Raw genomic sequence first — 13,661 nt, forward strand, 5'->3', positions numbered from 1 at the left:
TTCAGCTCTTCAGCGCTGCCGTCACGACGATTTCGATGCGGTACTTCGGGTTGGCCAGCGCGGCCTCTACCGTGGCGCGCGGCGGCGAGTTCTTGGACTCAGCGGCGACCCACTGGTCCCACACCTTGTTCATCTCGCCAATGTCGGTGATGTCTTTCAGGAAGATCTGGCACATCAGGATGCGCGTCTTGTCACTGCCGTTGGCGGCCAGCACTCGATCGATAATGGCGAGCACTTCTGCCGTCTGCTCGGCAATGCCTGCGTCCAGCGTGGTCTCTGGCACCTGGCCAGCCACGTACACGACACCGTTGTAGACGGCCGCGTCGGAGTAACGATGTTCGACGTTGTAACGCTTCAGTTCAGTGCTCATGTTGCGAATCAGATTGGGGTCGGCAAACGGTCATTGACCGAGGAAGAACTTGCGGGCGATCGCCACCTGATCCGGCTGGATGAAGGTCGGCGCGTGGCCCACGTCAGGAATCTCCACCGTGTTCACATGCTGGCCGCGCTGCATCATGGCCTCGACGGTCTCGCGCGTGAGCAAGTCGGACTGCGCGCCGCGCACGATCAGCACCTCGCCGGGAATCGCCTCGAACAGCTTCCACAGCGCGGCTTCACCGGCGGCAATCAGTTCGGGCGTGGCGCTCTTGAAAGGCTCGGCCAGGCGCGGATCATAGTGCAGGATCCACTCGCCGCCCTGCGGCTTGAGGATGGCGGTGTTCAGCTCGCGCCATTGCTCCGGCGTATGCGGCCCGAACGATGCGCTGATCGTCTTGAGATAGGCAAGGCCTTCGTCGAAGGTCTTGAAGCGGACGTTCAGGCCCAGGTAGGCCCCGATACGCGTCAAGGACGACTCCGTCACGCGCGGGCCCACATCGTTGAGCAGCAGCTTGCGGACTGGCGATTTCGGTAGACCCGCCAAGCTCATACCAATCAGCCCGCCCATCGACGTACCAAACCAGTCCACCGACTCCACGTTCAGGCGCGCCAGCAGCGTGACCATATCGGACACGTACTGCGGCAACACATAGCCCTTCGGATCGGCCAGCCAGTCAGAGCGGCCGCGCCCAACCACGTCGGGACAGATCACGCGATAGTCGTTGCACAGCGCTTGCGCCAGCACGTCGAAGTCGCGCCCCGTGCGCGAGAGGCCATGCACGCAGACCAGCACGCGCGCGTTCTGCGGATCGCCCCACTCGTGATAAGCCATCCGATGCAGGCCGGATGGGCTCAGGCACTGCACGAAAGCGAGGCGCGGCGAAACGGGCATGAACGACTCCTACACGTATAAACAGAAACAGCGGGAGAAAGCGAAGCCTGATTGTACGCTGGCCCAGCAACCATGCGGCGGCGCAGCAGACATGCTGCATCTTCGCAAAAACAAAAAAGCCTCGCCGCAGCGAGGCTTTTCCTGAACGTCGACCGCGTTACTGCGCCACCCAGCCACCATCCATGTTCCAGGCCACGCCGCGCACCTGTTCGGCCGCGTCGCTGCATAGGAACACCGCCAGCGCACCGAGCTGATCGGGCGTGACGAATTCGCCAGAAGGCTGCTTTTCCATCAGCAGGTCCTTCTTGGCTTCCAGTGCGGACAGCCCATCCTTCTCGGCACGCGCATCGATCTGCTTCTGCACCAGCGGCGTCAGCACCCAGCCTGGGCAGATTGCGTTGGACGTCACGCCCGTCTGCGCCGTCTCCAGCGCCACAGACTTGGTAAAGCCGACAATGCCGTGCTTGGCCGCCACATACGCCGACTTCTGCGCCGATGCCACCAGACCATGCGCCGAGGCGATGTTGATGATGCGGCCCCAGTTCTTGCGCTTCATGCCCGGCACAGCCAGCCGCGTGGTGTGGAAGGCCGAGGTCAGGTTGATGGCGATGATGGCGTCCCAACGTTCGGTTGGGAAATCCTCCACGTTGGCCACGTACTGGATGCCGGCGTTGTTGACGAGGATGTCCACGCCACCGAACTCGGCGTCGGCGTAGGCGAACATCGCTTCGATCTCAGCGGGCTTGCTCATATCGGCACCGTGGTAACCGATACGGATGGCGTTCTTGCCTGCCGCAGCGATTTGGGCCTTGGGCCCTTCTACATCGCCAAAGCCGTTCATGATGATGTTGGCACCCTGCGCGGCCAGCGAGCAGGCAATGCCCAGACCGATCCCGCTGGTCGAGCCCGTGACGAGGGCGGTTTTTCCTTGCAGCATGCGTGTCTCCGGATATCAGCAGCGATTACAGCAGGGTGACGCCAGTCTTGGCCTGGACCTCTTCGCGCGACACACCCGGCGCAGTTTCGACCAGCTTCAGGCCCTGCTCCGTCACGTCCATCACGCCCAGGTCCGTAATGATGCGATCGACCACGCCCACGCCCGTCAGCGGCAGCGTGCACTTCGGCAGCAGCTTCAAGTCTTCGGTGCCGTCCTTCTTCTTGGCGGTGTGCTCCATCAGCACGATCACGCGCTTGACGCCGGCCACGAGGTCCATCGCGCCGCCCATGCCCTTGACCATCTTGCCGGGGATCATCCAGTTGGCCAGATCGCCCTTCTCGCTCACCTGCATCGCGCCGAGAATCGACAGGTTGATCTTGCCGCCGCGGATCATCGCAAAGCTCTGATCGCTGCCGAAGATGGCGCTGCCCGGCAGCGTGGTCACGGTCTGCTTGCCGGCGTTGATGAGGTCAGCATCCACTTCGTCTTCCGTAGGGAATGGGCCGATGCCGAGCATGCCGTTTTCGCTCTGCAGCCAGACTTCCTTGTCACCGGTGTGGTTGGCGACCAGCGTCGGGATGCCGATACCGAGGTTCACGTAGAAACCGTCTTGCAATTCCTGGGCAGCACGCGCCGCCATTTGGTCTTGAGTCCAGGCCATGTCGGTCTCCTTAGTTGGCTGCTCGGATGGTGCGCTTTTCGATGCGCTTCTCGGGCGTGGCATTGAGCACGATGCGCTGCACGTAGATGCCGGGCAGGTGGATATCGTCCGGTGCAAGCTCGCCCACTTCGACGATCTCTTCGACCTCGACGATGCAGATCTTGCCGGCCGTTGCAGCCGCCGGGTTGAAGTTGCGCGCGGTCAGGTTGAAGCGCAGGTTGCCGGACTTGTCCGCCACTTGCGCCTTGACCAGCGACACATCGGGCACCAGCGAGCGTTCCATGACGTACGTTTCGCCATCGAACTCACGCAGCTCCTTGCCCTCAGCCACCAGGGTGCCGACACCGGTCTTGGTGAAGAACGCGGGGATGCCGGCGCCACCGGCGCGCAGCTTCTCGGCAAGCGTGCCTTGCGGGGTGAATTCCAGCTCAAGTTCGCCGGCCAGGTACTGGCGCTCGAACTCCTTGTTTTCGCCCACGTAGGACGAAATCATTTTCTTGATCTGGCGGGTTTCCAGCAGCAGGCCCAGGCCGAAACCGTCGACGCCCGCGTTGTTGGAGATGCAGGTGAGGTTCTTGACGCCCGAATCGCGCAGCGCGGCAATCAGGGCTTCCGGAATGCCGCACAGGCCGAAGCCGCCCACGGCGATGGTCTGGCCGTCTTTGACGACGCCCGCGAGCGCCTCGCTGGCGCTAGCGAAGATTTTGTTCATGCGTGCTCCTTCCTTGGTAGTCCAACGAATCCGGCAGGGTTTTGACCGCACACACGATTAAGCTTTGTGCAATGCGGCGCCGGAAAATTGTAACGGTACAATTTGCCGAGAATACGCAAGCGTCACGCAACGCAGCAATACGTACGACTACATAAGGCCTCAACCTAACCCGAACCCGCCATGCCCGCACTCGACTATCAGACCGCGTTCCAGCTCGCCCCGGTCGGCATGGTGATGTCACGCGAGCGCGTGATGCTCGACGTCAACGACGAAGCCGCGCGCATCTTCGGCCACGCACGCACGACGATGATCGGGCAATCGTTTGAGTTGCTCTATCCGACGCATGACGAATACGAGCGCACTGGCGCCCGCATCATTCCCGTCATGAACGCACGCGGCAGTTACTCGGACGAGCGCATCATGAAGCGCGCAAACGGTGAGCTTTTCTGGTGCCACGTCACGGGCCGCGCGCTGGATCGCACCAAACCGCTGGGCGAAGGCATCTGGACGTTCGAGGATCTTTCTGCGCACCGGCCGGTCACGGCGGCACTCACGCCGCGCGAACGCGACATCGCCGCGCAACTGGTCGAGGGCAAGACCAGCAAGCAGATTGGCAAGCAGTTGGAGATCAGCCCGCGCACGGTGGAGATCTATCGTGCGCGGCTGATGAAGAAGTACGCCGCCAACACCTCGTTGGAACTCGTGCAGCGGCTGATGGGGCACTGAGCCCCAGCGGATTACACCATCCCGTCGTCGGCATTAATGACCGCGCCGTTGATGAAGTCCGACTGATCCGACGCCAGCAGCAGAATCAGCCCATCCAGGTCTTCCGGCTTGCCCACGCGCTTGCGCGGCAGCATCTGCACAAGCTTTTGCCCGGCCTCGGTTTCCCAGTGGTGGTGGTTGATCTCGGTGTCGATGTAGCCTGGGCAAATGGCATTCGTGTTGATGCCCAGGCGTCCCCACTCCAGCGCCATGGCCTTGGTCATATGCACCACGGCGGCCTTGCTCATGCAATAGACGCCAATCTGAGACAGCACCTTCAGCCCTGCCACAGAAGCGATATTGATGATGCGGGACTGCGGCAGCGGCGAGCCGTTCTTCTCCGCCCCCTTGGCCCGCGCGATCATGCGCTTGGCGGTTTCCTGCGCCACGAAAAAGGCGCCGCGCGTGTTGGTATCGAAGACGAAATCGAAGTCGTCCGGCGTCACGTCCACCATGCGCTGTGTGGTCGAAACGCCCGAATTGTTGACCAGGATGTCGATGGTGCCAGCCTCGGTTTCGGCGTGGGCGATGGCGGCACGGATGCTATCCGGGTCCGTCACGTCCAGGCGCACGACGTGGGCGCTGCCGCCCTTCGACTCGATGTCGGCGCGAAGCTCTTTCAGACGCTCGACGCGGCGCGAGGCCAGCACGACCTTGGCGCCAGCTGCGGCCAGCGTATGCGCGAAACGCGCGCCCAGGCCACTCGATGCGCCGGTGATCAGCGCGACCTTGCCTTCCAGATTGATCGACAGACCCATGATGCGTGATCCCCGTATGTTGGTTTCGCGTGTGGTTTGGTATGCGCGAGGCCCGCTGCAGGTGGCCTCGGCATGTGAAGTCGGCGCAGCTTAGCAAAAAATCGAACGATCGTTCAGAAAATTCACTTGCCGCTTGCGGGCGTGTCCCCGACAATGCGGGAAATTCTAATGCAGCAATCCGCCATACCAATAAGCAAACGCCCTACAAGCGACGAGACATCTATGAACCAGCAGCAGCTCCTCGAACAGTACGGTCCCCGAGAGTCCATGGAGTACGACGTCGTGGTCGTCGGCGGTGGCCCCGCTGGCCTGGCGACAGCGATCCGGATCAAGCAACTGGCCGCCGAAACGGGCAAAGACGTATCGGTCGTCGTGCTGGAAAAGGGCTCGGAACCCGGCGCGCACATTCTCTCCGGTGCGGTGATGGACCCGCGCGCGATCACCGAGCTGCTGCCCAACTGGAAGGCCGACGGTGCCCCGCTCAACCAAGCGGTCACCGGCGACGACGTGCTCTTCCTGAGCGAAACCGGCACCAAGCGCACGCCCGACTGGCTCGTGCCGCGCAACTTCCACAACCACGGCTGCTACGTCATCTCGCTGTCGAACGTGGTCAAGTGGATGGCCACGCAGGCCGAAGCGCTGGGCGTGGAAATCTTCCCTGGCTTTGCCGCCGCTGAAGTGCTGTACGACGACAAGGGCGCAGTGCGCGGCGTTGCCACCGGCAACATGGGCATCGGCAAGGACGGCGAGCCGACCGAGAACTTCCAGCTCGGCATGGAGCTGCTCGGCAAGTACACCATCTTTGCTGAAGGCGCGCGCGGCCACCTGGGCCGCCAACTGCTCGACAAGTTCAAGCTGAACGCCGGCAAAGACCCACAGACCTTCGCCATCGGCATCAAGGAACTGTGGGAAATCGACCCGGCCAAGGCCAAGCCCGGCCTAGTGGTACACACTGCCGGCTGGCCGATGGAGGACGACACCTTCGGCGGCGGCTTCCTTTACCACCTGGAAGACAACAAGGTCACACTCGGCTTTGTGATTGGGCTCGACTACAAGAACCCGTGGATGAGCCCGTTCGAAGAAATGCAGCGCTGGAAGGCTCACCCGGCCATCCGCGCCCATATCGAAGGCGGCAAACGCATCGGCTATGGCGCCCGCGCCATCAACAACGGTACACCGCAAGCCCTGCCCAAGACGGTGTTCCCAGGCGGCGCGCTGGTCGGCTGCGACGCTGGCTACCTGAACGCCGCGCGCATCAAGGGCAGCCACGCGGCTATCAAGAGCGGCATGATGTGCGGCGAAGCCGTGTTCGAAGCGGTCACTGCTGGCCGCTCGGCAGATGAGTTGTCTGCCTACCCGGCCGCTTTCGAACAAAGCTGGTTGAAGGAAGAGCTGGACCAGTCGCGCAACTTCAAGCTGTGGTTCAAGAAGAGCCCGACGCTGGGCAAGATCATGACCGGCATCGAGCAATGGCTGCTGCCAAAGATTGGCGTGGCCAACCCGCCCTGGACGCTGCACGGCACGAAGTCGGACAACCAGTCGCTCAAGCCCGCGGCCGAGTGCGTGAAGATCGAGTATCCGAAGCCGGACGGCAAGATTACGTTCGATCGTCTCTCGTCGGTTTTCATCTCGAACACCAACCACGAAGAGAACCAGCCCGCCCACTTGACGCTGAAGGACCCGACGGTTCCGACGCGCATCAATCTGACGCAGTTTGCGGGCCCCGAGCAACGCTACTGCCCGGCTGGCGTGTACGAATTCGTCAAGAACGACGAAGGCAACGAGCGCCTACAGATCAACGCCCAGAACTGCGTGCACTGCAAGACCTGCGACATCAAGGACCCGACGCAGAACATCGTGTGGGTCACGCCGGAAGGTGGTGGTGGCCCGAACTACGTGGGCATGTAATCGGGCGAATGCCCAACAAAAAAGCGCGTCATCGAACGCGCTTTTTTGTTGCCTGTGTGAATTGGCTTACGACGCCTTAGCCGCGATGGCTGGCGTCTCCACCGACACATCGCCGCATTGCGCGCGATGACGCAGCGCGTGGTCGATCAGCACCAGCGCCAACAGCGCCTCGGCGATCGGCGTGGCGCGAATGCCCACGCACGGGTCATGGCGGCCGAACGTTTCCACCACTGCCGGCTCGCCCGCCTTGTCGATTGAGCGACGCGGCGTGCGGATGCTCGACGTCGGCTTAATCGCCAGCGACACAGAGATATCCTGCCCCGTCGAGATGCCACCCAGGATGCCACCCGCGTTGTTGCCGACGAAGCCATCCGGCGTCAACTCATCGCCATGCTCAGAGCCGCGCTGGGCCACGGCATGGAAACCAGCGCCAATCTCGACACCCTTCACTGCGTTCAGGCCCATCATCGCGTGTGCGATGTCGGCGTCCAGGCGATCGAACAACGGTTCGCCCCAGCCGACCGGCACGCCGGTGGCCACCACTTCGATGCGTGCGCCGACGGAATCACCGTCCTTGCGCAATGCATCCATGTACGTTTCGAGCTCGGGAACGATCTCGGCATTCGGTGCGAAGAACGGGTTGTTCGGCACCTCGTTCCAGTCGACGAACGGAATCTGGATATCGCCCAGCTGCGACATGAAGCCGTGGATTTCCACGCCGAACTTCTCGCGCAGCCATTTCTTGGCGACAGCACCTGCGGCCACCGTCGGTGCAGTCAGTCGAGCCGACGAACGGCCACCACCACGCGGGTCACGGACGCCGTATTTGTGCCAGTAGGTGTAGTCAGCGTGGCCGGGGCGAAAGGTCTCGGCGATGTTGCTGTAGTCCTTGCTGCGCTGGTCGGTGTTGCGGATCAGCAGGCAGATCGGCGTGCCGGTGGTCTTGCCTTCGTACACGCCGGACAGAATCTCAACGAGGTCTTCTTCCTTGCGCTGCGTGACGTGGCGCGAGGTGCCAGGCTTGCGGCGGTCCAGGTCAGGCTGAATGTCTTCTGCGCAGAGCGTCATGCCCGGCGGGCAGCCGTCGATGACAGCGCCAATGGCCGGGCCATGCGACTCGCCGAAGGTGGTGACGGAAAACAGCAGGCCCAGGGTATTGCCAGACATGATCGTGCTCAAGAAAGCGCCGCGACGGCCGCGGCGCAAAACATCAGGAAAACGCTATTGTAAGGCCGATCAATCGGCCACCCAATCAACCACCAATACCCAGCAGCTCGACCTCGAAGTTCAGCGTGGCATTGGGCGGAATCGTGCCGGGCACGCCTTGCGCGCCGTAGGCAGTGGCTGCCGGGCACGTCAGCTTGGCCTTGCCGCCCACCTGCATCTTCTGCACGCCTTCGGTCCAGCACGGAATCACGCGGTTCAGCGGGAACGAGATCGGCTGGCCACGCTTGTAGGAGCTGTCGAACTCTTTGCCGTCGGTCAGCGTGCCGCGGTAGTGCACCTTGACCGTATCGCTGGCCTTGGGCGACGGGCCGGTGCCCTTGGTCAGGGTCTGGACGATCACGCCGGAGGGCAGCGTTTCGCTCGCTGTGGACGATGCGGCTTGAGCGGTGACGGCAGCCAGGGCAAGCGACGAAGCGCACAACAGCAGGGAGATCTGTTTCATAGTCGGATAACGGGAGTGATTGGGGATCAACGGCTCAAACAGCGGGCCAACTGGCAGTGTAGCGAATTCCGGTTGACTGTCCTTTAGCGCCACTCGCCGCGCAGGGCCAGCACGGCTGCCTGCAGCCCTTCCGGCGATACCGCCTGCGGCGACACTGGCGTTCCAATGCACAGCTCCAGCTTGTTGAGGAAGCCGCGACGGAACGGGCGCGACATCGCCGCACCGCCGTGACGAGAGAAGAAGCTGCCCCATAAACCGCGCAGTGCCATCGGCACCACCGGCACCGGAGTGCGCTCGACGATACGACGCATGCCTTCCTTGAACGGGTTCATGTCGCCCGTGGCTGTGATTTTGCCTTCGGGGAAAATGCAGACGACCTCCCCTTCGGCCAGCGCCACGGCAATGGTGTCGTAGGCGCGTTTGAGCATCTCCGGGTCTTCGTGCATCGGCGCGATGGGAATCGCCTTGACCGTGCGGAAGAACCACGACAGCACCGGCACCTTGAAGATACGGTGGTCCATCACGAAACGCACCGGCCGACGCACAAAGGCGCCCACCACCACGGCATCGACAAAACTCACGTGGTTGCAGACCAGCAGGCACGGCCCCTCATCGGGAATGCGCTCCGAGCCCTCCACCTTCACGCGGTAGACGGTATGGATCAGCAGCCACATCACGAAGCGGATCAGGAACTCCGGCACCAACGTGTAGATGTAGATCGCCACCACGGCGTTGAGGATGCCGGTGACCAGGAACAACTGCGGGATCGTGAAGCCAGCATGCGTGAGCACCATCGCCAGCACCGCCGAGGCAATCATGAACAACGCGTTGAGGATGTTGTTGGCGGCAATGATGCGTGCGCGGTGCGTGGGCTCGCAGCGGCTCTGAATCAGGGCATACAGCGGCACGCTGTAGAAGCCGCCGAACATGGCTAGCAGGAACAAATCCGCCAGCACGCGCCAGTGGCGGTGGTTCTGCAGGAAGCCGGAAATGCCCGTCAGCACATCGTGCGCGACCAGCGCTTCGGCATGCGAGGCGAAATACAGGTCCACCGCAAATACCGTCATGCCGATTGAGCCGAACGGCACCAGGCCGATCTCCACGGTGCGTCCCGACAGCTTCTCGCACAGCACCGACCCCAGCCCGATACCGACCGAAAACACCGCCAGCAGCAGCGTCACCACGTTCTGATCGCCGCCGAGCACGTTGCGTGCAAAGGCAAAGAACGACGTCAGGAACGTCGCCCCGACAAACCACAGCCACGAGATCCCCATCAGGCTCAGGAACACCGCGCGCTGGTTGCTCGCCAACTTGAGGTTGCGCCAGGTCTCGGAGATCGGGTTCCAGTTGATGCGCAGATCCGGCTGCGACGCCGGCGACACCGGCACGCCGCGCGCCGTCAGCCAGCCGGCCACGGCAATGACCAGGCAGGCAATGCCCGTGAGCGTTGGGCCGATGAGGTCACCGTTGCGCGTGTAGTTGGCCAGCTCCCCGCCGCCGATGGTGCCGATCAGGATGGCGACGAAAGTGCCCATCTCCACCAGCCCGTTGCCGCCCACCAGTTCGGACGACTGCAGGTGCTGCGGCAGATAGGCGTACTTGACGGGCCCGAACAAGGTCGAATGCACGCCCATCAGGAAGGTGCACAGGTACAGCAGCTCAATGTGGCGCAGCGCGAAGCCCGCGCAGCCGATCGCCATGATGGCGATTTCCAGTGTCTTGACCAGGCGGATCAGCCGGGCCTTATCCATGCGATCGGCAATCTGCCCGCTGGTGGCCGACAGCAATACGAAAGGCGCGATGAAGATCGCCGAGATCAGGAACGCCGCCGAGGCCGGGTCCGTATTGCCGAACAGCGCCGCGTGGTACGTGACCAGCGAGGAAAACGCCACCTTGAATACGTTGTCGTTCATGGCGCCCAGGAATTGGGTCCAGAAGAACGGCGCAAAACGGCGCTGCTTCAGCAGCGAAAACTGGCTCGATTGGCTCATCGGCAGGGGCGATCGTGGTTCAAATCGGGTTCAACAAAAAAACCCGCTCGCAGCGGCGGGCGGGTTTCGGGTGTGCAGCAAAGACGATGTGCAGATCAGTCTTCGTTGGCTTTTTCTTCGGGCCAATCGCGAATGTACGCCTTGAGCATCTTGTTCTCGAAGTTCTGTTCTTCAAACACGGCCTTGGCGACGTCGTAGAACGAAATCACGCCCATCAGCGTGCGGCTGTTGAGCACCGGCAGGTAGCGCACATGGTGCTCCAGCATGATGCGGCGCACTTCATTGACTTCGGTTTCTGGGGTGCAGGTGACCGGATGATCGTCCATCACCTTGCGGATGGTCGTACCCTCGCCCACCGTGCCGTGGCCCTTGGCCAGGACCTTGATGATCTCGCGGAAGGTCAGCATGCCGACCAGCTCGCCGTACTCCATCACCACGAGCGAGCCGATGTCGTACTCAGCCATCGTCTGCACCGCCACCTGGAGCTTGGTTTCCGGGGCCACGGTGTAGAGCGTGTTGCCCTTCACTTCAAGAATGTCGCTGACTTTCATGCTGCGTCTCCCAGGTTTCGGGGTGCCGGTCTGCCGGGGGGCGACCGCGCGCGGGTTGTGGTTATGGTTGTGTTTCGATCCTAGCCCAAACCGGAGGGCGTCGACAAGCACATGCACAAAAAATGCGGCAGAAAAAACCAGTCAAAAACCGCGCCCGCTCGGCGTTTGCCCGAGATGCACCGCAACAGGGAGCAGTGCTAGCATGCCCGGTCTCGACCCTCATTCGGTGCTTGAATCCATGTCCAAAGCCCGCTTCGACACGCTGGCCCTGCATGCCGGTGCCGCGCCCGACCCGGCCACGGGTGCGCGCGCTACGCCCATCCACCTCACCACGTCATTCGTGTTTCGCGACAGCGAACACGCCGCCTCCTTGTTCAACATGGAGCGCGCGGGTCACGTCTACTCGCGCATCTCCAACCCAACCGTCGCCGTGTTCGAAGAGCGCATGGCGGCCCTTGAGAACGGTGTCGGCGCCATCGCCACGGCCTCCGGCCAGGCGGCGCTGCACCTGGCCATCGTCACGCTGATGGGCGCCGGCTCGCATATTGTCGCCTCGTCGGCGCTGTATGGCGGCTCGCACAATCTGCTGCATTACACGCTGCGCCGTTTCGGCATCGAGACAACCTTCGTCAAGCCCGGCGACATCGACGGCTGGCGCGCAGCCATCCGCCCGAACACGCGGCTGCTGTTTGGCGAGACGCTCGGCAACCCAGGGCTGGATGTGCTCGATATTCCGACCGTGGCGTCGATCGCGCATGACGCGGGCGTGCCGCTACTGGTCGACTCGACTTTCACCACGCCGTGGCTGCTGCAGCCGTTCGCGCACGGTGCGGACCTGGTCTACCACTCGGCCACCAAGTTCCTGGGCGGGCATGGCACCACCATTGGTGGTGTGCTAGTCGACGGAGGTACCTTCGACTACGTGGCAGCGGGCAAGCACCCCGAGCTGACCGAGCCTTACGCTGGCTTCCACGACATGGTCTTTGCCGAGGAAAGCACCGTCGCCCCCTTCCTGCTACGCGCCCGCCGCGAGGGTCTGCGCGACTTTGGCGCCTGCATGAACCCGATGGCGGCGTGGCAACTGCTGCAAGGCATCGAAACGCTGCCGCTGCGCATGGCCCGCCATGTGGAAAACACCCGCCGCATCACCGCCTTCCTGGCGAGCCACCCAATGGTGGCATCGGTGGCCTACCCCGAACTGGAATCGCACCCCGACTACGCTTTGGCTAAGCGTTTGCTGCCGCGCGGCTGCGGTGCCGTGTTCAGCTTCGACCTGCGGGGCGATCGGCGTGCCGGCCAGCAATTCATTGAATCGCTGGGGCTGTTCTCACACCTGGCCAATGTGGGCGACGCGCGCTCGCTGGTCATCCACCCGGCGTCGACCACGCACTTCCGCATGGACGCCGCCGCGCTGTCCGCCGCCGGCATTGGCGAGGGCACGATCCGCCTGTCGATCGGCCTGGAAGACGCCGACGACCTGATCGACGATCTGAAGCGCGGCCTGAAAGCCGCCGAGCGCTCGATGTCTGCCTCATCTGGCACGTCCGCTGGCAAGACCGCGCCCAACGCAACCGGAGCCCGCTGATGGAATGGACCCTACAAGGCGAGCGTGCCTACGCCTATACCGGTGGCAAGCCGTTCGATCCAACGCTGCCGTGCGTTGTCTTTGTGCATGGCGCGCAGAACGATCATTCGGTCTGGGGGCTGCAGACCCGCTGGTTTGCGCACCACGGCTTCAGCGTGCTGGCGGTGGATCTGCCCGCGCATGGCCGCAGTGGCGGCGCCCCTCTGCAAACCGTGGAAGCGATGGCCGACTGGGTGATGACATTGGTGCAGACCGCCGGCGTCACACAGCCCGTCATGGTGGTCGGACACAGCATGGGTTCACTGATTGCGCTGGAGTGCGCCTCGCGATACGCAAGCCGCGTGCGCCGCATTGCGCTGGTGGCTACCGCCTGGCCCATGAAGGTCTCGGATGCACTGCTCGACGCCGCGCTCAACAATACAGCGGGCGCGATCGACATGGTGAACATCTGGTCGCACTCCAGCCTCGCCAACAAGCCGTCTGCGCCAGGGCCCGGGTTCTGGATGCATGGAGGCAGCCAACGCCTGATGGAACGCGTGGCGCGCGGCACGGAGGCCCCCGTCTTCCACACGGATTTCTCCGCCTGCAACGGCTATGCACGTGGCGCCGAGGCCATGGCGACTGTGAAGTGCCCGTCACTCGTGATCGTTGGCGAGAAAGATCAGATGACGCCGGCAAAGGCGGGCCGTCACGTGGCCGCCGGACTGGCGGGTAGCCGCGTGGTGGGCCTGCCTGCCGGACATGCGGTCATGGGAGAATGCCCAGACGGCACGCTCGATGCGCTGATTGCCTTTGCGCGCGAACGAGAGCCGGGCGCAGCCGCCGTGTAACTGCGCCCCGGTCAGGATTCAGGA

The 13,661-nt window shown here is 63.1% G+C and carries 15 protein-coding genes; 5 read left to right on the forward strand and 10 right to left on the reverse strand.

What is annotated here, in order from left to right:
- Position 1: 1 nt before the first annotated feature.
- Positions 2-370, reverse strand: coding sequence for a RidA family protein (locus PI87_RS09735; protein ID WP_039597505.1), 369 nt, complete (start codon positions 368-370; stop codon positions 2-4).
- Between the two features lie 30 nt (positions 371-400).
- Positions 401-1,270, reverse strand: coding sequence for an alpha/beta fold hydrolase (locus tag PI87_RS09740; protein WP_039597506.1), 870 nt, complete (start codon positions 1,268-1,270; stop codon positions 401-403).
- Between PI87_RS09740 and PI87_RS29045 the strand changes: the two genes are divergently transcribed.
- A complete protein-coding gene (locus tag PI87_RS29045) occupies positions 1,269-1,415 on the forward strand; it encodes a hypothetical protein (protein WP_157003106.1) in 147 nt (48 codons plus the stop codon). The genes PI87_RS09740 and PI87_RS29045 overlap by 2 nt on opposite strands.
- A gap of 12 nt (positions 1,416-1,427) precedes the next feature.
- On the opposite strand, the gene PI87_RS09745 is transcribed toward PI87_RS29045, so the two are convergent.
- Genes PI87_RS09745 through PI87_RS09755 form a run of 3 tightly spaced genes read right to left on the reverse strand, consistent with a single transcriptional unit; the run spans position 1,428 to position 3,580 of the window.
- The gene (locus PI87_RS09745) at positions 1,428-2,207 is read right to left on the reverse strand and encodes a 3-hydroxybutyrate dehydrogenase (RefSeq protein ID WP_039597507.1); all 780 of its coding nucleotides are present in this window, start codon (positions 2,205-2,207) and stop codon (positions 1,428-1,430) included.
- Positions 2,208-2,232: 25 nt separating this feature from the next.
- Positions 2,233-2,868, reverse strand: coding sequence for a 3-oxoacid CoA-transferase subunit B (locus PI87_RS09750; RefSeq protein WP_039597508.1), 636 nt, complete (start codon positions 2,866-2,868; stop codon positions 2,233-2,235).
- A 10-nt stretch (positions 2,869-2,878) separates the two neighbouring features.
- Positions 2,879-3,580 (reverse strand): CoA transferase subunit A, encoded by a 702-nt coding sequence (locus PI87_RS09755; protein ID WP_021194687.1) that lies wholly within the window; start codon positions 3,578-3,580, stop codon positions 2,879-2,881.
- Positions 3,581-3,760: 180 nt separating this feature from the next.
- Here PI87_RS09755 and PI87_RS09760 point away from each other — a divergent pair, with 180 nt between their 5' ends.
- A complete protein-coding gene (locus PI87_RS09760; RefSeq protein ID WP_039597509.1) occupies positions 3,761-4,306 on the forward strand; it encodes a LuxR C-terminal-related transcriptional regulator in 546 nt (181 codons plus the stop codon).
- Between the two features lie 11 nt (positions 4,307-4,317).
- Here PI87_RS09760 and PI87_RS09765 read toward each other — a convergent pair whose 3' ends face one another.
- Entirely contained in the window at positions 4,318-5,103 is a 786-nt protein-coding gene (locus PI87_RS09765; RefSeq protein WP_039597510.1) for an SDR family oxidoreductase, read from the reverse strand.
- 222 nt (positions 5,104-5,325) lie between these two features.
- Between PI87_RS09765 and PI87_RS09770 the strand changes: the two genes are divergently transcribed.
- Positions 5,326-7,011: an electron transfer flavoprotein-ubiquinone oxidoreductase gene (locus tag PI87_RS09770; protein WP_039597511.1), complete on the forward strand. Its 1,686-nt coding sequence runs from the start codon at positions 5,326-5,328 to the stop codon at positions 7,009-7,011.
- Positions 7,012-7,077: 66 nt separating this feature from the next.
- Here PI87_RS09770 and aroC read toward each other — a convergent pair whose 3' ends face one another.
- The 4 genes from aroC to PI87_RS09790 all read right to left on the reverse strand — a co-directional run bounded on the left by aroC (position 7,078) and on the right by PI87_RS09790 (position 11,222).
- On the reverse strand, positions 7,078-8,178 hold the full coding sequence (gene aroC, locus PI87_RS09775) for a chorismate synthase (RefSeq protein WP_039597512.1): 1,101 nt from the start codon (positions 8,176-8,178) through the stop codon (positions 7,078-7,080).
- Between the two features lie 85 nt (positions 8,179-8,263).
- Complete coding sequence (locus tag PI87_RS09780) at positions 8,264-8,680, reverse strand: FKBP-type peptidyl-prolyl cis-trans isomerase (protein WP_039597513.1); 417 nt, start codon at positions 8,678-8,680, stop codon at positions 8,264-8,266.
- Positions 8,681-8,763: 83 nt separating this feature from the next.
- Complete coding sequence (locus tag PI87_RS09785; protein ID WP_039597514.1) at positions 8,764-10,671, reverse strand: MFS transporter; 1,908 nt, start codon at positions 10,669-10,671, stop codon at positions 8,764-8,766.
- 95 nt (positions 10,672-10,766) lie between these two features.
- Positions 10,767-11,222: a CBS domain-containing protein gene (locus PI87_RS09790; RefSeq protein ID WP_039597515.1), complete on the reverse strand. Its 456-nt coding sequence runs from the start codon at positions 11,220-11,222 to the stop codon at positions 10,767-10,769.
- Between the two features lie 238 nt (positions 11,223-11,460).
- Here PI87_RS09790 and PI87_RS09795 point away from each other — a divergent pair, with 238 nt between their 5' ends.
- The gene (locus tag PI87_RS09795; RefSeq protein WP_039597581.1) at positions 11,461-12,807 is read left to right on the forward strand and encodes an O-acetylhomoserine aminocarboxypropyltransferase; all 1,347 of its coding nucleotides are present in this window, start codon (positions 11,461-11,463) and stop codon (positions 12,805-12,807) included.
- Complete coding sequence (locus PI87_RS09800; protein WP_039597516.1) at positions 12,807-13,637, forward strand: alpha/beta fold hydrolase; 831 nt, start codon at positions 12,807-12,809, stop codon at positions 13,635-13,637. The genes PI87_RS09795 and PI87_RS09800 overlap by 1 nt, the downstream gene beginning before the upstream one ends.
- Positions 13,638-13,661 lie beyond the last annotated feature (24 nt).

Source organism: Ralstonia sp. A12 (assembly GCF_000801955.1).
Lineage (GTDB): Bacteria > Pseudomonadota > Gammaproteobacteria > Burkholderiales > Burkholderiaceae > Ralstonia.

Bases quoted from the DNA above. Each gene is read 5' to 3' on its own strand.
- PI87_RS09735 (WP_039597505.1), bottom strand. From the start codon at position 370: ATGAGCACTGAACTGAAGCGTTACAACGTCGAACATCGTTACTCCGAC.
- PI87_RS29045 (WP_157003106.1), top strand. From the start codon at position 1,269: ATGAACGACTCCTACACGTATAAACAGAAACAGCGGGAGAAAGCGAAG.
- PI87_RS09740 (WP_039597506.1), bottom strand. From the start codon at position 1,270: ATGCCCGTTTCGCCGCGCCTCGCTTTCGTGCAGTGCCTGAGCCCATCC.
- PI87_RS09745 (WP_039597507.1), bottom strand. From the start codon at position 2,207: ATGCTGCAAGGAAAAACCGCCCTCGTCACGGGCTCGACCAGCGGGATC.
- PI87_RS09750 (WP_039597508.1), bottom strand. From the start codon at position 2,868: ATGGCCTGGACTCAAGACCAAATGGCGGCGCGTGCTGCCCAGGAATTG.
- PI87_RS09755 (WP_021194687.1), bottom strand. From the start codon at position 3,580: ATGAACAAAATCTTCGCTAGCGCCAGCGAGGCGCTCGCGGGCGTCGTC.
- PI87_RS09760 (WP_039597509.1), top strand. From the start codon at position 3,761: ATGCCCGCACTCGACTATCAGACCGCGTTCCAGCTCGCCCCGGTCGGC.
- PI87_RS09765 (WP_039597510.1), bottom strand. From the start codon at position 5,103: ATGGGTCTGTCGATCAATCTGGAAGGCAAGGTCGCGCTGATCACCGGC.
- PI87_RS09770 (WP_039597511.1), top strand. From the start codon at position 5,326: ATGAACCAGCAGCAGCTCCTCGAACAGTACGGTCCCCGAGAGTCCATG.
- aroC (WP_039597512.1), bottom strand. From the start codon at position 8,178: ATGTCTGGCAATACCCTGGGCCTGCTGTTTTCCGTCACCACCTTCGGC.
- PI87_RS09780 (WP_039597513.1), bottom strand. From the start codon at position 8,680: ATGAAACAGATCTCCCTGCTGTTGTGCGCTTCGTCGCTTGCCCTGGCT.
- PI87_RS09785 (WP_039597514.1), bottom strand. From the start codon at position 10,671: ATGAGCCAATCGAGCCAGTTTTCGCTGCTGAAGCAGCGCCGTTTTGCG.
- PI87_RS09790 (WP_039597515.1), bottom strand. From the start codon at position 11,222: ATGAAAGTCAGCGACATTCTTGAAGTGAAGGGCAACACGCTCTACACC.
- PI87_RS09795 (WP_039597581.1), top strand. From the start codon at position 11,461: ATGTCCAAAGCCCGCTTCGACACGCTGGCCCTGCATGCCGGTGCCGCG.
- PI87_RS09800 (WP_039597516.1), top strand. From the start codon at position 12,807: ATGGAATGGACCCTACAAGGCGAGCGTGCCTACGCCTATACCGGTGGC.